Raw genomic sequence first — 18,034 nt, forward strand, 5'->3', positions numbered from 1 at the left:
CCGTCGGACGCCCCGCACCCCGCGATCAGCGCGCCGGCCGCTTACGCGTCGCCGCCCGGTTTGCCCGACTTCAGCAGGATGTGCTTCGCGACGCCGCGCAGGATGTTGACCTCCTCGCGCTCGAGGCCCGTGCGCGCGAACAGCCGCCGCAGCCGCGGCATCAGCTTCTTCGGGTTGCGCGGATCGAGGAAGTCGAGCGCGATCAGCGCATGCTCGAGGTGCACGTACATCCGCTCGATCTCGTCGCTCTGCGCGAGCGTGCCGGCTTCGGCCGGCGGTTGCGCCGACGGCTCGCTCGCCTGCTCGAGAAACGCGACGCGCAACTCGTACGCGAGCACCTGCACGGCCTGCGCGAGGTTCAGCGAACTGTAGGCCGGATTCGCCGGAATGTGCGCGAGCGCGCTGCACTGCTCGACATGCTCGTTCGCGAGACCCGTACGCTCGTTGCCGAACACGAGCGCGATGTCGCCCGTGCCGACCTGCGCGCTCGCCTGCGCGGCGGCCGCGCGCGGCGCGAGCCGCGGCGGCCCGTATTCGCGCGTACGCGCGGTCAGCGCGATCGACCAGTGCACGCCGGACAGCGCTTCGCCGAGCGTCGACACGACATGCGCGGACGCGAGGACGTCGTCCGCGCCGCTGGCCATCGCGATCGCCTCCGGATCGCTCTGCACGTGCGGCACGCGCGGTGCGACCAGCACGAGGCGCGAGAAGCCCATCGTCTTCAGCGCGCGGGCGGCCGCCCCGACGTTGCCGGGATGGCTCGGCTCGACGAGCACGAAGCGGGTGGACGTGAAGCCGCCGGACGGCGGCGGGGACGAGGCCGCGCCCGATTCGGACGGCGCGGCGGTGTTCTGCGGGGTTTCCACTACGAGACGACTCGGTTCATCAGAATGGCCGTATGGTATCGCCATCGCTCCCGCAAACCCACTCGTCCGGATGGCCAGTGGGGGTTTCCCCGCATTCCGGTCGCCTGAAACCACCAAAAATCGGGTAAAATCATGCCTTTACGCGTTGCGCCGCGGCGCAGCGCGGGTCGTACCCCGCTCTTTGTCAATTCGCGTCTCACCTCGCCCCGGCACGCTTGCGCCGTTCCGGGCGGTTGTCCCACTTCGTGGCGGCCCGTGCCGCCGGCTACAGGATCCAGGCTCATGCATCCCATGCTCAACATTGCTGTCAAGGCTGCGCGCCGCGCCGGACAGATCATCAATCGCGCGTCCCTCGATCTCGACCTGATCGAGATCCGCAAGAAGCAGCAGAACGACTTCGTCACCGAAGTGGACAAGGCCGCCGAAGACGCGATCATCGAGACGCTGAAGACCGCCTACCCCGACCACGCGATCCTCGCGGAGGAATCGGGCGAATCCGACAACGAATCCGAATTCAAGTGGATCATCGATCCGCTCGACGGCACGACCAACTTCATCCACGGCTTCCCGTATTACTGCGTATCGATCGCGCTCGAGCACAAGGGCGTCGTCACGCAGGCCGTCGTCTACGATCCGAACAAGAACGACCTGTTCACGGCCACCCGCGGCCGCGGCGCATACCTGAACGACCGCCGCATCCGCGTCGGCCGCCGCGACCGCCTGGCAGACGCACTGGTCGGCACGGGCTTCCCGTTCCGCGAGAAGGACGGCCTCGACGCCTACGCGCGCCTCTTCACCGAAATGACGCAGGCCTGCACGGGCCTGCGCCGTCCGGGCGCGGCGGCGCTCGATCTCGCGAACGTCGCGGCCGGCCGCCTCGACGCGTTCTTCGAGCAAGGCATCAACGTGTGGGACATGGCAGCGGGCAGCCTGCTGATCACCGAGGCCGGCGGCCTCGTCGGGAACTACACGGGCGACGCCGATTTCCTGCATCGCCACGAGATCGTCGCCGCGAACCCGAAGATCTACGCGCAGATGATCCCGATCCTGAACCGCTACAGCCGCGTGCATCCGGCAGCGGAGTAAGCCCGGGCCGCGCCCGCGTGGCGCGGCTTTCGCGCAAACCGCTCGCAGGCATCGTCACGCTGGCGCGCCGATCGCCCCGGAACGCGGGACAATCTTCCGTGCACACGGGTCGCTTCGTGCGCCTATCCTGAAGTTGCCCGAGTTGCCTGGGGCCGGCCGGCGTATCGCCGCCCGCGCCGCTGGTCGCGCAATGCCAGCGAAGGGTTTGCGTCCGGCATGCCCGCGCGGCGACAACGCCGCCGCCGGCATGCCGGCCCCGCCTGTATCAACACCGCCACGGCGCCGTGGCAATCGCATCCGAGTCCTCATGTTACGGCTAAGCGAAATTAAACTCCCCCTCGACCACCCCGAGAGCGCGCTCGAGGCCGCAATTCGCGCGCGCCTCGCGGAGCTTGGCGTGGCGGCAGACGGGCTGCTCCGTTACACCGTGTTCCGCCGCGCGCACGACGCGCGCAAGCGCGCGGACATCAAGCTCACGTACATCGTCGATGTCGAAGTCAAGGACGAAGCGGCCGCGCTCAAGCACATCGCCGGCAAGCCGCATTGCGGCGTGACGCCCGACATGGCGTACCACTTCGTCACGAAGGCGCCCGAACACGCCGATTTCCTGCGCCCGGTCGTGATCGGCATGGGGCCGTGCGGCCTGTTCGCGGGGCTGATCCTCGCGCAGATGGGGTTCCGTCCCATCATCCTCGAACGCGGCAAGGCCGTGCGCGAACGCACCAAGGACACGTTCGGCCTGTGGCGCAAGAGCGTGCTCAATCCCGAATCCAACGTGCAGTTCGGCGAAGGCGGCGCAGGGACGTTCTCCGACGGCAAGCTGTACAGCCAGATCAAGGATCCGAACCACTATGGCCGCAAGGTGCTCGACGAATTCGTCAAGGCCGGCGCGCCCGAGGACATCCTGTACCTGAGCCGCCCGCACATCGGCACGTTCCGCCTCGTCAGCATGGTGGAAAAAATGCGCGCGTCGATCCACGAACTCGGCGGCGAAGTGCGCTTCGAAACCCGTGTCGACGATATCGAAATCGACCAGGGCAAGGTGCGCGCGCTCAAGCTGTCGAACGGGGAAACGTTGCGGTGCGACCGCGTGGTGCTGGCCGTGGGCCACAGCGCGCGCGACACGTTCCAGATGCTGCACGACCGCGGCGTCTATATCGAAGCGAAACCGTTCTCGCTCGGTTTCCGCATCGAGCATCCGCAGGGGTTGATCGACCGCAGCCGCTTCGGCAAGTTCGCGGGTCACAAGCAGCTGGGCGCGGCCGACTACAAGGTGGTCCACCACTGCAGCAACGGGCGCGCGGTCTACAGCTTCTGCATGTGCCCGGGCGGCACGGTGGTCGCCGCGACCTCGGAGCCGGGCCGCGTCGTCACCAACGGGATGAGCCAGTATTCCCGCGCCGAGCGCAATGCGAATGCGGGCATCGTCGTCGGCATCACGCCGGACGACTATCCGGGCGGCCCGCTCGCCGGCATCGCGTTCCAGCGCAAATGGGAAGAACGCGCGTTCGAACTCGGCGGCGGCGATTACCGCGCGCCGGGCCAGCTGGTCGGCGATTTCATCGCGGGCCGGCCGTCGACGTCGCTGGGCTCCGTGGAGCCGTCGTACAAGCCCGGCGTGAATCCGACCGACCTCAGCACCGCGCTGCCGGACTACGTGATCGAAGCGATCCGCGAGGCGCTGCCCGAGATCGACAAGAAGATCGCCGGCTTCGCGATGCACGACGCCGTGCTCACCGGCGTGGAGACACGCACGTCGTCGCCGATCCGGATTCGCCGGAAGGACGACTACCAGAGCATGAATGTCGAAGGCCTGTATCCGGCCGGCGAAGGCGCCGGCTATGCGGGCGGCATCTATTCGGCCGCGATCGACGGTATCGAAGTCGCGCAAGCGGTGGCGCTCAGCCTGATGTCGGGACACGCGTCCTGAACTGCGGGACAGGGCCGGCGCACGCAGGTTCGTGACCTGGGCGCGGCCGGCCTGCCTGCGCCGCGACAGCGCGGGCGCCACGCCATACGCGGATGCGGTGCCGGGCGATAACCGAACCTCGGTCAGTCTTCCGAACGCTCCACGACCACCTCGCTGATTTGCAGCACCGGTTGTATATCCGTGTAATTGGCGATGTCGGCCATGATCTCCTGCGCGTGCGGGTCGCGGGCTGCCTGGAAAGCTTCGACGGACGTACAGACGAAGTCACACTTGGCCACGTAAACCGGGTCGGTGCCAGGCGCACCGCCTGCGATGCCCTTGTCCACCGTGTAGTACAGACATGCCGCGCCGAGTCGCTGTTTCACCATCGGCATATGCGTCTCGCGGTAGTACGCATGGTCGAATCGCGCGCCTGCGGTGTACGGATACATGACACTGACTTTGATCATCGGATTGGTTCTCCTGTTGCGGCACGGTAATCGAGGCGCCGCCGCCCGCGAGACGAGGCCGAGGTCGCCGATACAGGCATGGCCGACCTTTGTTCCGGAATCGGTGTACTCGTTCTTGCGATTGTAAGCACCGGTGAACCCGTCTTGCCAGTTCGGTGGCAACGGGTGCCCCATGATGCCGCAGCGGCTCGGTGCTGTCAGATGCTTTGCAGGTCGGCAGCCGGGAGAAGCCGTCTTTCAAATCGCGACTGCCCGGCACCACCGGCAATCGGCCGAATGGCCAACTTCGCACGTTCACGTCGACGCCACTGGTAAACTCGGGCAACCCAAGCAACAACTTCATGCCTGACCTATGACCACGCTGTCGCCCGAGGCCTTTGCCGGCCACACCCCGATGATGCAGCAGTACCTGCGCATCAAGGCCGATCATCCGGACACGCTCGTCTTCTACCGGATGGGCGACTTCTACGAGTTGTTCTTCGAGGATGCGGAAAAAGCGGCGCGCCTGCTCGACCTGACCCTCACGCAGCGCGGCGCGTCGGCCGGCACACCGATCAAGATGGCCGGCGTCCCGCATCACGCGGTCGAGCAATACCTGGCGAAGCTCGTGAAGATGGGCGAATCGGTCGCGATCTGCGAGCAGATCGGCGATCCGGCCACGTCGAAGGGCCCGGTCGAACGCAAGGTCGTGCGCGTCGTCACGCCCGGCACGCTGACCGATGCCGCGCTGCTGTCCGACAAGAACGACGTCTACCTGCTCGCGATGTGCACCGGCCACAACAAGCGTGGCGTCGCGGTCAATATCGGCCTCGCGTGGCTGAACCTCGCGAGCGGCGCATTGCGGCTCGCCGAAATCGAGCCCGAGCAGCTTGCCGCCGCGCTCGAACGCATCCGGCCGGCCGAAATCCTGACGCCGGACGGTGCAACCGACGCCATTCCGGCCGGCGCGGGCGCCAGCAAGCGCGTGCCGGCCTGGCACTTCGACATCGCGTCGGGCACGCAGCGCCTGTGCGACCAGCTCGATGTCGCGAGCCTCGACGGATTCGGTGCGCATTCGCTGACGAGCGCGTGCGGCGCGGCCGGCGCGCTGCTGCTCTATGCCGCGGCCACGCAAGGCCAGCAACTGCGGCACGTGCGCAGCCTGAAGGTCGAGAACGAAACCGAATACATCGGGCTCGACCCGGCCACGCGCCGCAACCTCGAACTGACCGAGACGCTGCGCGGCACCGAGTCGCCCACGCTGTATTCGCTGCTCGACACCTGCTGCACGACGATGGGCAGCCGTCTGCTGCGTCACTGGCTGCATCACCCGCCGCGTGCGTCGGTCGCCGCGCAGTCGCGCCAGCAGGCGATCGGCGCGCTGCTCGACGCGCCGGCCAACGCGAGCCTCGATGCGCTGCGCAGCGCGCTGCGCCAGATCGCCGACGTCGAACGGATCACCGGGCGGCTCGCGCTGCTGTCCGCGCGCCCGCGCGACCTGTCGAGCCTGCGCGACACGTTCGCCGCGCTGCCGGCGCTGCGCGAGCGCATCGCCGCGATCGTCGCGAACGCGGATGCGCTCGCGCGCGTCGACGCGGCGCTCGCGCCGCCCGCCGAATGCCTCGACCTGCTGACGAGCGCGATCGCCACCGAGCCGGCCGCGATGGTGCGCGACGGCGGCGTGATCGCGCGCGGCTACGATGCCGAGCTCGACGAGCTGCGCGACATTTCGGAGAACTGCGGTCAGTTCCTGATCGATCTCGAAGCGCGCGAGCGCGCGCGCACCGGCATCGCGAACCTGCGCGTCGAATACAACAAGGTGCACGGCTTCTACATCGAGGTCACGCGCGGCCAGACCGACAAGGTGCCCGACGATTACCGCCGCCGCCAGACGCTGAAGAACGCCGAGCGCTACATCACGCCGGAACTGAAGACCTTCGAGGACAAGGCGCTGTCCGCGCAGGAACGCGCGTTGGCGCGCGAGCGCGCGCTGTACGACTCGGTGCTGCAGGCGCTGCTGCCGTTCATCCCCGAATGCCAGCGCGTCGCCTCGGCCCTCGCCGAGCTCGACCTGCTCGCCGCCTTCGCCGAACGCGCACGCGCGCTCGACTGGGTCGCGCCGACCTTCACCGACGAAATCGGCATCGAAATCGAACAGGGTCGCCATCCGGTCGTCGAAGCGCAGGTCGAGCAGTTCATCGCGAACGACTGCCGGTTCGGTCCCGAACGCAAGCTGCTGTTGATCACCGGCCCGAACATGGGTGGTAAGTCGACGTTCATGCGGCAGACCGCGCTGATCGCGCTGATGGCGTACGTCGGCAGCTACGTGCCGGCGAAGTCGGCCTGCTTCGGCCCGATCGACCGGATCTTCACGCGCATCGGCGCGGCCGACGATCTCGCGGGCGGCCGCTCGACCTTCATGGTCGAGATGACCGAAGCCGCGGCGATCCTCAACGACGCGACGCCGCAAAGCCTCGTGCTGATGGACGAGATCGGCCGCGGCACGTCGACCTTCGACGGCCTTGCGCTCGCCTGGGCCATCGCGCGCCACCTGCTGGCGCACAACGCGTGCTACACGCTGTTCGCGACGCACTACTTCGAGCTGACGCAACTGCCGGCCGAGTTCCCGCAAGCGGCGAACGTCCATCTGTCGGCCGTCGAGCACGGCCACGGCATCGTGTTCCTGCACGCGGTGAACGAGGGCCCGGCGAACCAGAGCTACGGCCTTCAGGTCGCGCAGCTCGCGGGCGTCCCGGCACCGGTGATCCGCGCCGCGCGCAAGCACCTCGCGTATCTCGAACAGCAGTCGGCGTCGCAGCACACGCCGCAACTCGACCTGTTCAGCGCGCCGCCGGCGGCAATCGACGACCTCGAATGCGCGGACGCGCCGGCGCTGCCCGACACGCCACATCCGGCGCTCGAAAAGCTGCGCGACATCGATCCCGACGATCTCAAGCCGCGCGAGGCGCTCGACCTGCTGTACGAGCTGCGCACGCTGGTCCGGTCGCACGATGCCGACGGGCACGCGTAAGCGCATGCCGCGGGGCCTGCCAGCCCGCGCCGCCGCCGCGCTCGTCACGGCGGCGCTTGCCTACGCGCAGGCGGATGCGCTGGCCGCGCCACCCAAGCGCAGCGCGGCGCCCTACTCGTTCGCCGTCGTGTCGGGCGTCATCAACGTCCCGGCGGACGAGCCGGCCGCGCAGCGGCTGCTCGATGCGATCGCACGCGAACGCAACCTCGCGTTCGTCGTCTACGCGGGCGATCTCAAAGGCTCGAAGGAAGCATGCCGCGACGCGCTGTATTCGCAGCGCGGCGCGATCCTGGATTCAGCACGCGTGCCGCTCGTGTTCATTCCCGGCCACGACGACTGGATCGCCTGCAACACGGCGGCCGGCGGCGGCTACGACCCGGTCGAGCGGCTCGATTTCCTGCGGCAGACGCTGCTCGCCGATTCGGCGCTGCCCGACCCCGGTGCGCTGCAGATCACGCGCGAGAGCGAAGTCGCGCGGTTCCGGCCGTATCGCGAGAACGCACGCTGGATGCGCGACGACATCGTCTACGTCGCCCTCAATGCACCGGCGCCGAACAATCATTATTTGACGGCGGGCGGCCGCAACGGCGAATTCGAGGATCGCATCATCGCGAACGGCTTCTGGATCGACCACGCAGCCGAATATGCGAAGCGGCGCGAGGCGCGCGCGATGGTGGTGATTTTCGAAGGCGATCCACAGTTCGAACGCTATGAACGCGCGGAGCGCTTCGCATGGCTGCGTTTCAACCGGCCGCGCGTGCGCGACGGCTTCCGTGAGCTGAAACGAACGCTGGTGAAGGCGGCGGCGACATTCCGCGGCCCGATCCTGGTGATGCATGCGAGTGGCGAACCGCTGGCGAACGGCTTTCTGATCGATCGTCCGCTGCATGCCGACGACGGTGAACTGGTAGGAAACGTGACGCGCGTCGCGATCGGACCGCGCCATCCGGCGAATCAGTGGGTGAAGGTGAGCGTCTCGCCGGCGCGGCAGACGATCTTCAACGTGAGCCTCCAGGAGGTGCCGAAGAACCTGCCGGTGCCGCCCACGCTGCCGCTCGTGCCGCGCGACGACGTGCCGCTGCCGCAGATGCCGGAAATTCCTGCGCTGCCGGCGCTGCCCGACGCGTCGTCGGTCGCGCCGCCGCTGCAGGGCGACGGCGCCGCACCGGGCGGCGCGTCGTGGCCGGCACCGCCTCCCGCATCGGGGCCGGCGCCGGGCCTGCCGGCAAGCTCAGTGCAGGGTACGCCCTGACGGCGCTTCGCCGTCTTCGTCGTCGTCCTCGTCGATGATCTCGAGCCCTTCCGCGCCATGCGCGTGCTCGTGCTCGATTTCGTCTTCGGTGGCTTCGCGGACGTCCTTCACGGTCAGCGCGAAACGCAGCGCCATGCCGGCCAGCGGGTGATTGCCGTCGAGCACGACCTTGTCTTCGGCGATATCGGTGACCGTGTAGATCAGCGAGTCGACTTCCTCGTCGCCGTCTTCCGGCGTGCCTTCGAACTGCATGCCGACCTCGAGGGGCTCGGGAAAACGGTCGCGCGGCTCGATCTTCACGAGTTCGGGATCGTAGTCGCCGAACGCGTCCTGCGGCTCGAGCTGAACCTGTGCTTGATAGCCCGCCTCGTGGCCGTCGAGCTGTTCCTCGATCTTGGGGAACGTGCCATCATAGCCGCCGTGCAGATAGACCATCGGCTCGTCGCTTTCCTCGATCAGATTGCCCTGTGCGTCCGACAGCTTGTAAGTGACCGACACGACGGTGTTTTTTGCGATTTTCATCCAATTCTCCCAAATACAAGTCTCATTATACGATGCGCAACCGGTCTCAAGCCGAACCGCGGGATGCCGCTGCCGCCCCGCTCGGCGCGCCGCCTTCCGATCTTCCCACGCCGCTGCTCGGCGGCCTCACGCCGGCGCAATTCATGCGCGGCTACTGGCAAAAGAAGCCGCTGCTGATCCGCCAGGCGATCCCCGGCGTCACGTCGCCGGTCACGCGCGATGCATTGTTCGAGCTCGCCGCCGACTATGACGCGGAATCGCGATTGATCACCCATTTTCGTAACAAGTGGCAACTGGCGCACGGTCCGTTCGAGCCCGATTCGCTGCCTTCGGTCACGCGCAAATCCTGGACCCTGCTCGTGCAGGGGCTCGACCTGCACGTCGACGCCGCGCGCGCGTTGCTCGACCGCTTCCGTTTCATCCCCGACGCGCGGCTGGACGACCTGATGATCTCGTATGCGACCGACGGCGGCGGCGTCGGCCCGCACTTCGATTCGTATGACGTATTCCTGCTGCAGGTCGAAGGCCGGCGCCGCTGGCGGGTCGGCGCGCAGAAGGATCTGTCGTTGCAGCCGGACGTGCCGCTGAAGATCCTCGAAAACTTCGAGCCGAGCGACGAATGGGTGCTGGAACCCGGCGACATGCTGTACCTGCCGCCGCACATCGCGCACGATGGCGTCGCCGAAGGCGAATGCATGACCTGCTCGATCGGCTTCCGGGCCCCGTCCGTCGGCGAGCTGGGCGCCCAGTTCCTGTACTACCTCGCGGAGCGCGGCGGCCTGCGCGACGCGAACGGGGACGACCTCTACCGCGATCCGAAGCAGCCGGCCGTCGACGCGCCCGCGCAACTGCCGCCGGCCATGGTCGAACGTGTCGCCGAGATCGTCGATGCGATCCGCTGGCGCAAGCGCGACGTCGCCGAATTCCTCGGCTGCTACCTGAGCGAGCCCAAATCCAACGTCGTTTTCGACCCGCCCGAGCGTCCGCTGTCCGAAGCCGCGTTCGTCACGCAAGCGTCACGCCGTGGCGTGTGTCTCGACAGAAGGGCCGCATTGATGTATAACGCGCGCTCGTACTTCATTAATGGCGAGGAAGGACCGCTCGAGCAAGCCGGTGAATGGCTGCCCGAACTGGCCAATCAACGCCAGATGGAGGCGAAACGGTTTGTAACACTATCCCGGGTTCCTTCAATGACAGCCTTGTTGCACGAGTGGTATCGTGCGGGCTGGATACGGGTCGGAAACCGGAATTAGTGTGAGTCGCCCCGTATGCCCGTACAGATCAAATTCTGTATGGGAAAGACAACGTATTGACCCCGCATTTGTCGACGGTCGATAGGAAAGTGCATATAATTTCCGCCCAAGCCGTAGGGAAGATTCACGCTCTAAGAAGTGCATCTCCACCAGCGGCCCAGGTCGGTGTTGGAGCACATTACCGGTATTGTTTCGCGCTGTTGCTTACCTTTAACCATAAAAGGACGTGATCATGAAGAAATCCCTCCTCGTAGCTTCCCTGTTGGCTGCTGTTGCACTGGCTGCTTGCAACAAGAGCGCTGATCAAGCTGCTTCGTCGGCTGCAAGCGACGCGGCTGCTGCTGCTTCGTCGGCTGCTTCGGCAGTTGCTGGTGCTGCGAGCGACGCTTCGGCTGCTGCTTCGTCGGCAACGGCTGCTGCGAGCGACGCTGCTGCTGCAGTGGCGTCGGCTGCTTCGGCAGCGACGGCTGCTCCGGCTTCGGGCGCAAGCCAGTAAGCCTTCAGCATCAGCTGAAAAAAAACCGGCCCGAGGGCCGGTTTTTTTACGTCTGCCGCTTTCGAATCGAGCACCCGGCAGCCGTGTCGAGCCGCCGCGGCGGCCCTCCCCCGCTATCCGAGCATCAGCCAGTCGAAGCCCGCGTCCTGCGAGGCCACGATCACGTCTTCCCCGTCCGTCCCGAGCACACCGCCAAACGCCTGGCGGGCCAGTTCCGGCAGGTTGTTCTGCTGGCTCAGATGGGCCGCCACCAGGTGCTGGAGACGGCTGCGTTCGAGCGACGCGAGAATCTCGGCCGCCGCGTGGTTGCTCAAGTGGCCGTGGTTGCCGCCGATCCGCGCCTTCAGCGACTGCGGATAGCGGCTGGCGGCCAGCATCGCGGTATCGTGGTTGGATTCGAGCACCAGCGCGTCACAGCCGCTCAGGACGGCCGTGATGTGCGGCGTGGCCATCCCGACGTCCGTCAGCACGCCGAGCCGGCGGTTTCCGTCCATGAAGACGAACTGGAGCGGCTCCCGCGCGTCGTGGGGGACCGTATAGGGCATCACGGCCAGATCGCGTATCGCGGCCGTCTCGTCGCCCCACAGCACGTGGAGATCGACATCGACCTCGTCCGCGCCGACCGCACGCGCGGTGCCCCAGCTCATGTAGAGCGGCAACGACGCGCGACGCGCGAGCGTCAGCGCGCTGCCGACGTGGTCGCTGTGTTCATGGGTAATGAGGATCGCGTCGAGATCGGCGACGCCGAGATTCAGTCGGCCGAGCCGGCGCTCGACCTCCTTGGCGGAAAAGCCGCAGTCGAGCAGCACGCGGGTGGTCGTCGTGCCGCTCGAGGCCTCGACGACCAGCGCGTTGCCTTCGCTGCCGCTTCCGAGGCTGGCGAATCGCACGCGCTCAGTTCAGCTGCGCGTGCAGCAGCGAAATGAGCCTCTGCGCGTCCGACGAGTTGTCGATCTGGCCATTCGCGCCGACCACCGCGACCTGCGTGCCGCCATTGCCCTGTGCACGCACGTTGATCAGATATTCCTTGCCGGGCTTGGCTGCCGACGGACCACCGTAGAACAGCTTGCCGAACAGGCCGTCACGCTTGAGCTCTTCCATCGAATTCGCGTAGCGCACGGTGTACACGCCCTTCTCGCGATCGCGATTGTCGACCGTGAAGTTGGTCCGGTCGAGCGCCAGGCCCACGCGCAGCCACGCGCGGTCGAACGACTCGGCCAGCTGCAGCGTCGCCGCGCCGCCGCTCGTATCGCTGACCTGCGCCGGCGCCGTCGCGGGACGCGCATCGGTCAACAGCTGCTTCGCCTGCGCGTCGGTCAGGCCGAACTTCTGCATCAGCTTCGACAGGAACACGGCTTCGAGCACCGGATTGCGCGGACGCTCTTCCCAGCGCGACGACGTGCCGCCCTGCGGGCCGACCATCATTTCTTCCATCGCGCTGTGCGTGATCGAGATGTCGGTGTTGCCGTCCGACGTGCGGTTCACGAGCGTGCGGAAGCGGTCGCGCGTGCCCGACGAATACGCGAAATCGATGACCCGGCCGATCGTGCGGCGGAACCAGTCGTCCGGAATGTTCGCGCGGTTCTCGGCCCAGTCGGTGGCCATGATGCCCGTCGACGGCGCATCGGTCTTCAGCGAGAAGCCGTTCTCCTGCCAGAATTCCTTCAGGATCGGCCACAGCTGCTCGGGCGTGCGGCCGTCGACGACGAGCCAGCGGCGATCGCCGTCGCGCTCGATATGCATGCCGAGCGGATCCTGCGCGCTCGGGATGCCGTCGGTCGCATTGCCTGCTTGCGTCGTGGCCCGCGGCGGCAGCGTGCCGAGCCCGGCATTGGTCGGCGGCGCGACGAACTGCTGCGTCGTCGGGACCGGCTTCAGGTCGCTCGGCACCGCGAGCGGCGGCGCCGACCCGGTGTTCTTGTAGTTGACCCGGTCAGGGGCCAGGTAGTCGTTCAGCGTATCGCAGCCAGCGAGCGCGCCCAGCGCCAGCGCCACCACCGACAGCTGGATGGCGCGAGAGGAAAAGGCGAAACGTTTCATGAAATCCTTCGTCTTGCTAGAACGCTCGTCAGGAGCGGCGCCGGACGGAGCCGGCCGGTGCGGGTTGATCAGGGGTCGAGCCGGCGGCCGCAGGACGCGGCCGCCTCGGCATCAGAGGACGCCGGCCTCGACGAGGGCCGAACGCACGGCATCGTGGCAGCGCTCGTCGAGCGCCGTGAGCGGCAGCCGGATGCCGCCCTGCATCTTGCCCATCGCCTGCAGCGCCCACTTCACCGGGATCGGGTTCGCTTCGATGAACAGGTTCTTGTGCAGCGACAGCAGCTTCATGTGCAGCGCGCGGGCTGTCTGCACGTCGCCGGCCAGCGCCGCGCGGCACAGCTCGCTCATCGCGCGCGGCGCGACGTTCGCGGTCACCGAGATGTTGCCGTGGCCGCCGAGCAGCATCAGCGCGATCGCGGTCGGATCGTCGCCGCTGTAGATCGCGAAGTGCTTCGGCGCAGCCTTGATCAGGTGCGCGGCACGATCGATGTTGCCGGTCGCTTCCTTCACGCCGATGATGCCCGGCACGTCAGCGAGGCGCAGCGTCGTCTCGTGCGCCATGTCCGCGACCGTCCGGCCCGGCACGTTGTACAGGATCACCGGCAGGTCGACCGCTTCGGCGATCGTCCGGAAGTGGCGGTACATGCCTTCCTGCGTCGGCTTGTTGTAGTACGGCACGACCTGCAGCGTCGCGTCCGCGCCGACGGCCTTCGCATGCTTCGTCAGCTCGATCGCCTCGGCGGTCGAATTGCCGCCCGCGCCCGCGATGATCGGGATGCGTTTCGCCGCATGCTCGACCGCCGTGCGGATCATCAGGATGTGCTCTTCGACGTTGAGCGTTGCCGATTCGCCGCTCGTACCGACGACGACCAGCGCATCGGTGCCTTCCGCGATGTGCCAGTCGATCAGTTTGCGAAACGCCGGCAGGTCGAGACTGCCGTCTTCGAGCATCGGGGTGACGATCGCGGGGATGCTGCCGCGGATTTGAATGCCGTCTTGGGTGCCGTTAGCCATGAAACGCGATTGATTGTGTACCGGTAAACGTTGAGATTGTAGCGGATTAGCCGGGCAGTTCGTAACGTGGAATTCCCGCCCCCGCCTTCGGGGTCGCGCCCTCGCGCACTGCGCTCAGACGCTGGACGAACGCCTCGCGCGGCGCGGCGATGAAACCGTCCTCGTACGCGACCACCCGCAGGTGGCCGTGCACGGCGTCCAGCAGCTCGCCCGGGGCGAGCAGGAACGCGGGGTTGGACGGTTTTCCGACCGTTTCGTTTCCTTGCGCGAAAGTTTCGTAAATCAGCACGCCGCCCGGCGCCACGGCATCGCGCAGATGGGGCCAGAGCGGGCGATGCAGATAGTTCGTGACGATCACGGCCGCGAACCGCTCGCCGGCCGGCAGCGGCCATGGCGCGCCTTCGAGATCGGCCTCGCGGGCGTCGACGCCGGGAATCGCGCGCAACGCGGCGAGCGCGGCCGGATCGCGGTCGAGCGCGACGACCGGATGCCCGCGCGACGCGAACCAGCGCGCATGGCGGCCGCCGCCCGCGGCGACGTCGAGCACCGCGCCGCCGGCCGGCACGAGCCGCGCCCATTGCGCGACCCAGCGCGACGGCCCGGCCTGGCCGACGTGACCGCCCGCGGCGGCGATGACGGATTCGCTCATGCGCCGGATCAGTTGTACGACAGGCCCATCGCGTCGCGCACGTCGCGCATCGTTTCCGTCGCGTACTTGCGCGCCTTGTCGCAACCGTCCGCGACGATCGCGCGCAGCAGCGACGGATCGTCCATGTACTTCTGCGCACGCTCGAGCATCGGCTGCTGTTCGCGCAGGATGCCTTCGACGACCGGCTGCTTGCAGTCGAGGCAGCCGATACCCGCCGAGCGACAGCCCTTCTGCACCCACTCGTGCGTCGCTTCGTCCGTGTAGACCTGGTGAAGCTGCCACACCGGGCACTTGTCGGGATCGCCCGGATCGGTGCGGCGCACGCGCGCGGGATCGGTCGGCATCGTGCGGACCTTCTTCGTGATCGTCTCGGCGTCTTCGCGCAGGCCAATCGTGTTGCCGTACGACTTGGACATCTTCTGCCCGTCGAGGCCCGGCATCCGCGACGCTTCGGTCAGCAGCGCCTGCGGCTCGACCAAGATGATCTTGCGCGCGCCTTCGAGATAGCCGAACAGGCGCTCGCGGTCGCTCATCGACAGGCTTTGCGACTCCTGCAGCATCGCGCGCGCCTGTTCGAGCGCCTCGTCATCGCCCTCCTGCTGGTACGCATTGCGCAGCTCGTGATAGAGCTTCGCGCGCTTGCCGCCGAGCTTCTTCGCGGCTTCGAGCGCCTTCTCCTCGAAACCGGGCTCGCGGCCGTACAGGTAGTTGAAGCGGCGCGCGATCTCGCGCGTCATCTCGACGTGCGGCACCTGGTCCTCGCCGACCGGCACGAGCGAGCCGCGATACAGCAGGATGTCGGCGGCCATCAGCACCGGGTAGCCGAGGAAGCCGTAGGTGGACAGGTCCTTGTCCTTCAGCTTCTCCATCTGCTCCTTGTAGGTCGGCACGCGTTCGAGCCAGCCGAGCGGCGTGCTCATGCCGAGCAGCAGTGCGAGTTCCGCGTGCTCGGGCACCTTGCTCTGGATGAACAGCGTCGCCTGCGCCGGATCGATGCCGGACGCGAGCCAGTCGATCAGCACGTCCCACACGTTCTTCTCGATGACCTCGGGCGTCTCGTAGTGCGTCGTCAGCGCGTGCCAGTCGACGACGCAGAAGAAGCACGGGTACTCGGACTGCAGCTTCACCCAGTTTTTCAGCACGCCGTGGTAATGACCGAGGTGCAGCGACCCGGTGGGTCGCATGCCGGAGAAAATACGTTCTGGGAACATGATTGTCGTTAGAAAAGCGAGGCGAAGGGAGACAGGATGGCGCTCAGGACGGCGTAGCCGACATTGACGAGCGGACGCAGCCAGAAGTTCGTCAGCACGCCCGTCGTGACGAGCACGAGGACGATGATGAAACCGTACGGCTCGATGCGCGACAGCGCGATCGATTGCCTGGTCGGCAGCAGCGCCGCCAGGATGCGGCCGCCGTCGAGCGGCGGCAGCGGAAACAGGTTCAGCACGCCGAGCACGAGGTTCGCGCTGACGCCGGCGAGTGCCATCCGCGTGAAGAACGGCTCGTCGACACCCACGGCCGGCAGCACGAGGGTCAGCAGGCCCCAGACGAGCGCCTGCACGAAGTTGCACGCGGGCCCCGCGAGCGCGACCCACAGGCTGCCCCAGCGCGGATTGCGCAGGTTGCCGAACGACACCGGCACCGGCTTCGCATAGCCGAACAGGAACGCGCCGCCGGTCAGGAAGTACATCGCGAGCGGAATCGCGATCGTGCCGAGCGGATCGATGTGGCGCATCGGATTGAACGACACGCGCCCCATCACGTAGGCGGTATTGTCGCCGAGCAGGCGCGCGGCGTAGCCATGCGCGGCCTCGTGCAGCGTGATCGCGAAGATCACGGGCAGCGCGTAGACGGCGATGGTCTGTATCAGGGAAGCATCCATATCGCGTTATTGTAACAAGCGCACTCGCGCAAAAATGGCACCGCGCGTCATGCGGCCGAGAGTCCGAACGGTTCGAGTGCCCCGCGCCCCGCGCGGATGAGTTCGGGCGCGTCGCCGGTCAGGTCGATCACCGTCGACGGTTCGCGCGGGCACGCGCCGCCGTCGATCACGAGGTCGACCTGTTTCTCGAGCCGCGTGCGGATTTCGTCGGGATCGTTCAGCGGTTCGTCGTCCGGCGGCAGGATCAGCGTGGTGCCGAGCAGCGGCTGGCCGAGCGACTCCAGCAGCGCGAGCGTGATCGCGTGATCGGGCACGCGCAGCCCGATCGTCTTGCGCGACGGATGCGACAGCCGGCGCGGCACTTCCTTCGTCGCCTGCAGGATGAACACGTACGGGCCCGGCGTCACCGACTTGATCTGCCGGTACTGGCGGTTGTCGACCATCGCGAAGTTGGCGAGCTCCGACAGGTCGCGCACCAGCAGCGACAGGTGCTGCTTCTCGTCGAGGCCGCGAATCCGGCGCACGCGCTCGACCGCGTCCTTGTCGTCGAGATGGCACGCGAGCGCATAGCTCGAATCGGTCGGCATCGCGATCACGCCGCCCTTGCTGACGATCTCCGCCGCCTGCTTGATCAGGCGCGGCTGCGGATTATCCGGATGAATCCTGAAGAACTGGGACATGGGGACACGTAAAGAGGGAGAAGTCGGATGCGCGCATCGGCAACGCGGGCGGCCCGAAGCCGCCCGGCGTCAGAGCCAGCGCTCCCAGACCGGTGTCAGGTCGGGCGGCAACGGCGGCAGGCTGCCGAGCTCGATGCGGCCCTCGCCGGGCGCATGGAAATCCGAGCCGCGCGACACTTCGAAGCCGAAGCGGCGCGCCACGTCCGCGTATTCGCGGTACTGGTCGGGCGTGTGGCTGCCCGTGATGACCTCGATCGCGCGGCCGCCGAGATCGATGAACTCGCCGAAGAACGCGTCGAATTCGACCGGCGTATAGCGATAGCGGCCCGGGTGCGCGACCACCGCTTCGCCGCCCGCCGCGCGGATCCAGCCGACCGCGTCGGACAGGGACGCCCAGCGATGCGGGACGAAGCCGGGCTTGCCGTCGCCGAGCAGGCGGTCGAATACGTCCGACGTCGATTCGGCATGGCCGTTTTCAACGAGAAAGCGCGCGAAGTGCGTGCGCGAAATCAGGTCGGGATTCGATACGTATTTCAGCGCGCCTTCGTACGCGCCGGGAATGCCGAGCGTCGCGAGCTGCTCCGCGATCGCCAGCGCGCGCGCCGCACGGCCGTGGCGCGTGCGGTACAGGCCGTCGACCAGCGCCGGATGGGCGGGATCGATGTGCAGACCGACGATGTGCACGGTGCGCGATGCCCACGTGACCGAGATCTCGACGCCGCTCAGGTAGCGCATGCCGAGCGCTTCCGCCTCGCTGCGCGCCGCCGCCTGGCCGCCGATCTCGTCGTGGTCGGTCAGCGCCCACAGGGTCACGCCGCCCGCATGCGCGCGGCGCGCGACGTCGGCAGGCGACAGCAGCCCGTCGGAAACATTGGAATGGCAGTGGAGATCGGCGTTCATTGTCG

The 18,034-nt window shown here is 67.3% G+C and carries 17 protein-coding genes and 1 pseudogene; 6 read left to right on the forward strand and 12 right to left on the reverse strand.

Features of this window, described 5'->3' with window-relative positions; all coding sequences use genetic code 11:
* Positions 1 to 41: 41 nt before the first annotated feature.
* Positions 42 to 866: an RNA methyltransferase gene (locus H0X95_RS19610; protein ID WP_006483995.1), complete on the reverse strand. Its 825-nt coding sequence runs from the start codon at positions 864 to 866 to the stop codon at positions 42 to 44.
* A 282-nt stretch (positions 867 to 1,148) separates the two neighbouring features.
* Here H0X95_RS19610 and H0X95_RS19615 point away from each other — a divergent pair, with 282 nt between their 5' ends.
* The gene (locus tag H0X95_RS19615) at positions 1,149 to 1,952 is read left to right on the forward strand and encodes an inositol monophosphatase family protein (protein WP_006493635.1); all 804 of its coding nucleotides are present in this window, start codon (positions 1,149 to 1,151) and stop codon (positions 1,950 to 1,952) included.
* A 307-nt stretch (positions 1,953 to 2,259) separates the two neighbouring features.
* Positions 2,260 to 3,882 (forward strand): NAD(P)/FAD-dependent oxidoreductase, encoded by a 1,623-nt coding sequence (locus H0X95_RS19620; protein ID WP_034201564.1) that lies wholly within the window; start codon positions 2,260 to 2,262, stop codon positions 3,880 to 3,882.
* A 122-nt stretch (positions 3,883 to 4,004) separates the two neighbouring features.
* Here the strand turns inward: H0X95_RS19620 and H0X95_RS19625 are convergent, their stop codons facing one another.
* On the reverse strand, positions 4,005 to 4,331 hold the full coding sequence (locus tag H0X95_RS19625) for an EthD family reductase (protein WP_034201563.1): 327 nt from the start codon (positions 4,329 to 4,331) through the stop codon (positions 4,005 to 4,007).
* 352 nt (positions 4,332 to 4,683) lie between these two features.
* Here H0X95_RS19625 and mutS point away from each other — a divergent pair, with 352 nt between their 5' ends.
* A complete protein-coding gene (gene mutS, locus H0X95_RS19630; protein ID WP_059722816.1) occupies positions 4,684 to 7,341 on the forward strand; it encodes a DNA mismatch repair protein MutS in 2,658 nt (885 codons plus the stop codon).
* A 4-nt stretch (positions 7,342 to 7,345) separates the two neighbouring features.
* Complete coding sequence (locus tag H0X95_RS19635) at positions 7,346 to 8,593, forward strand: hypothetical protein (RefSeq protein ID WP_059722838.1); 1,248 nt, start codon at positions 7,346 to 7,348, stop codon at positions 8,591 to 8,593.
* Here H0X95_RS19635 and H0X95_RS19640 read toward each other — a convergent pair.
* Positions 8,573 to 9,115 (reverse strand): FKBP-type peptidyl-prolyl cis-trans isomerase, encoded by a 543-nt coding sequence (locus H0X95_RS19640; protein WP_006498638.1) that lies wholly within the window; start codon positions 9,113 to 9,115, stop codon positions 8,573 to 8,575. The genes H0X95_RS19635 and H0X95_RS19640 overlap by 21 nt on opposite strands.
* A 32-nt stretch (positions 9,116 to 9,147) precedes the next feature.
* On the opposite strand from H0X95_RS19640, the gene H0X95_RS19645 reads away from it, so the two are divergent.
* Positions 9,148 to 10,368 (forward strand): cupin domain-containing protein, encoded by a 1,221-nt coding sequence (locus H0X95_RS19645; protein ID WP_006487051.1) that lies wholly within the window; start codon positions 9,148 to 9,150, stop codon positions 10,366 to 10,368.
* 56 nt (positions 10,369 to 10,424) lie between these two features.
* A pseudogene (locus tag H0X95_RS36300) lies at positions 10,425 to 10,671 on the forward strand (hypothetical protein).
* On the opposite strand, the gene H0X95_RS19650 reads toward H0X95_RS36300, so the two are convergent.
* The 9 genes from H0X95_RS19650 to H0X95_RS19690 all read right to left on the reverse strand — a co-directional run bounded on the left by H0X95_RS19650 (position 10,672) and on the right by H0X95_RS19690 (position 18,029).
* A complete protein-coding gene (locus tag H0X95_RS19650) occupies positions 10,672 to 10,938 on the reverse strand; it encodes a hypothetical protein (RefSeq protein ID WP_162482215.1) in 267 nt (88 codons plus the stop codon).
* Between the two features lie 39 nt (positions 10,939 to 10,977).
* Positions 10,978 to 11,754 carry an MBL fold metallo-hydrolase gene (locus tag H0X95_RS19655; protein ID WP_034201560.1) on the reverse strand — a complete coding sequence of 259 codons (777 nt, stop codon included), beginning with the start codon at positions 11,752 to 11,754 and terminating at the stop codon, positions 10,978 to 10,980.
* A gap of 4 nt (positions 11,755 to 11,758) precedes the next feature.
* Complete coding sequence (gene bamC, locus H0X95_RS19660) at positions 11,759 to 12,904, reverse strand: outer membrane protein assembly factor BamC (protein ID WP_006487057.1); 1,146 nt, start codon at positions 12,902 to 12,904, stop codon at positions 11,759 to 11,761.
* Positions 12,905 to 13,015: 111 nt separating this feature from the next.
* Positions 13,016 to 13,918 carry a 4-hydroxy-tetrahydrodipicolinate synthase gene (gene dapA, locus H0X95_RS19665; RefSeq protein WP_006487058.1) on the reverse strand — a complete coding sequence of 301 codons (903 nt, stop codon included), beginning with the start codon at positions 13,916 to 13,918 and terminating at the stop codon, positions 13,016 to 13,018.
* Positions 13,919 to 13,964: 46 nt separating this feature from the next.
* Positions 13,965 to 14,567, reverse strand: coding sequence for a class I SAM-dependent methyltransferase (locus H0X95_RS19670; RefSeq protein WP_012492702.1), 603 nt, complete (start codon positions 14,565 to 14,567; stop codon positions 13,965 to 13,967).
* 8 nt (positions 14,568 to 14,575) lie between these two features.
* A complete protein-coding gene (locus H0X95_RS19675) occupies positions 14,576 to 15,778 on the reverse strand; it encodes a tryptophan--tRNA ligase (protein ID WP_006487046.1) in 1,203 nt (400 codons plus the stop codon).
* An 8-nt stretch (positions 15,779 to 15,786) separates the two neighbouring features.
* Positions 15,787 to 16,449 carry a site-2 protease family protein gene (locus tag H0X95_RS19680; protein WP_006487048.1) on the reverse strand — a complete coding sequence of 221 codons (663 nt, stop codon included), beginning with the start codon at positions 16,447 to 16,449 and terminating at the stop codon, positions 15,787 to 15,789.
* A gap of 47 nt (positions 16,450 to 16,496) precedes the next feature.
* The gene (locus H0X95_RS19685) at positions 16,497 to 17,129 is read right to left on the reverse strand and encodes an L-threonylcarbamoyladenylate synthase (RefSeq protein ID WP_059722818.1); all 633 of its coding nucleotides are present in this window, start codon (positions 17,127 to 17,129) and stop codon (positions 16,497 to 16,499) included.
* A gap of 69 nt (positions 17,130 to 17,198) precedes the next feature.
* Entirely contained in the window at positions 17,199 to 18,029 is an 831-nt protein-coding gene (locus tag H0X95_RS19690) for a 3',5'-nucleoside bisphosphate phosphatase (protein ID WP_034178618.1), read from the reverse strand.
* Between the last annotated feature and the right edge of the window lie 5 nt (positions 18,030 to 18,034).

Origin of the sequence: Burkholderia sp. 9779_493 (assembly GCF_015712215.1) — a bacterium.
GTDB classification, from domain to species: domain Bacteria; phylum Pseudomonadota; class Gammaproteobacteria; order Burkholderiales; family Burkholderiaceae; genus Burkholderia; species Burkholderia cenocepacia.